Origin of the sequence: Streptomyces sp. NPDC002573 (genome assembly GCF_042889625.1) — a bacterium.
Classification (GTDB): Bacteria; Actinomycetota; Actinomycetes; order Streptomycetales; family Streptomycetaceae; genus Streptomyces; species Streptomyces gibsoniae.
This window is the reverse complement of the sequence record NZ_JBIARC010000247.1, coordinates 1-1,782: the sequence shown is the minus strand read 5'-3', so window position 1 is coordinate 1,782 and position 1,782 is coordinate 1. Positions and strand designations below refer to the sequence as shown.

Genomic DNA, 1,782 nt, shown 5'->3' with positions numbered 1-1,782 from the left:
CCCTCCGCAGCGACGGCAGCGACCACGGACGCCACGCCGTCAGCCCGGCCCCGCCGATGTCGTACGACTCCTCCGCCGCGCGCTGCCACCACGACGCGGTCACCCAGCCCACCGCCCAGTTATAGGCCAATGCCGGGAAGTTAACGATCAAGGCTGTGTCGTCAAGGGGTAGGAAGCAGTCAGCGCGACTCCTGGTAGAACACGGATCGACCAAGATCTTGTTCATGCCTGGGAGTCGCGCTGCCCGTGCAGTCTGTCATAGCCGATGATGACGCTCTGTTCCTGCCTGGCCATTTGGGGGTTCTCACCGAGTTGGTGCCACCGGATGTGGTGGAGGAGGTGCTCGCCGCAACCCAGTGCGGGCACCGAAGACTGCGGTTGCTGCCCGCGCCGGTTGTTCTCTACTTCGTCCTGGCGATGACCCTCTTCCCCGGCAGGGGGTATCTGGGGGTGTGGTCCGCGCTGGTCAGCGCTCTGGACCTGGAGGAGGAGCGAGAGCCTTCGGCCTGCGCGCTGCGGCAGGCCCGCGTGCGCCTGGGTATTGCTCCGCTGCGCACACTGTTCGAGCGGCTGCGCGGAGTCCTGGGTGCACCCAACAGCCCCGGTGTGTACTTCCGTGGACTGCGCACGGTGGCGTGGGACGGCACCATGCTGGACGCCCCGGACAGTGAGGCGAATTGCGCGGTGTTCCCGCCCACGACCAACCAGAAGGGCCGGTCCGGGTTCGCGAAGATCCGACTGATGACCCTGGTGGAGTGCGGGACCCGCGCGGTGGTCCAGGCCGCGTTCGGGTCCCGGTTCGCCAGCGAGCAGAAACTCGCCGGCCGTTTGCTGGGAGCCCTGTCGCCGGGGATGCTCCTGCTGGCAGACCGGAACTTCTTCGGGTTCGCGCTGTGGCGCGCGGCCACCGCGACGGGCGCCGACCTGCTGTGGCGGGTCAAGGGCGCCGCGCTGCTTCCGGTGCGCTCGGTCCTGGAAGACGGCTCCTACCTCTCCCAGATCAAGGTCCCCGTCAAGCATCGCCGTGACGATGCGCAGGCAGGTGACCTGGTCGTACGGGTGGTGGAAGCGGTGATGACCGTGACCTGCGCGGACGGCACCAGCCGCACCGAGCTGTACCGCTTCGCGACGACCCTGCTGGACGCGGTCGCCTTTCCCGCACGGGAGTTGGCGATCTGGTATGCGCGCAGGTGGGAGATCGAATCGACGTACGCGGCCTTGAAGGTCACCCAGCGCGGTGCGGGCCGCATCCTGCGCTCACGCAACCCGCACGGCGTGGAACAGGAGATCTACGCCTACCTGACGACACACCAGCTCCTGCGGATCTTTCAGGGCCAGGCTGCGGCCGAGCGCGGCGTCGAACCTCGGCGTGTGTCCTTCATCGAGGTCCTGTCCGTGCTCGCCCACTCCATCATCCAGCGCACCGGAGTCGACGCCGACCGCGCCGCGGCAGAAGCCACGCGCGCGCGGCGCAAAGCCACCACGACCCGCCGCCTCCTGGAAGAAAAGACCCGCCCACGCAGCTACCCCCGCACCCGTAAACGTCCCGTCTCCCCTTACCCCTCCCACCGCGCCGGAGACCGACACCCCTCACCCAAGGTCCACTACAAGATCACGTTGACAGTGCAGCCTTGATCGTTAACTTCCCGGCATTGGCCTATAGCTGGGCGGTGGGCTGGGTGACCGTGTCGTGGTGGCAGCGCGCGGCGGAGGAGTCGTACGACATCGGCGGGGCCGGGCTGACGGCGTGGCGTCCGTGGTCGCTGCCGTCGCTGCGGAGGG

General features: G+C 68.2%; 1 protein-coding gene. It reads left to right on the top strand.

All coding sequences use genetic code 11. The features are described from left to right. Nucleotides 1-246: 246 nt before the first annotated feature. The gene (locus tag ACFYX0_RS47685; protein ID WP_388982081.1) at nucleotides 247-1,635 is read left to right on the top strand and encodes an IS4 family transposase; all 1,389 of its coding nucleotides are present in this window, start codon (nucleotides 247-249) and stop codon (nucleotides 1,633-1,635) included. Nucleotides 1,636-1,782: the final 147 nt, after the last annotated feature.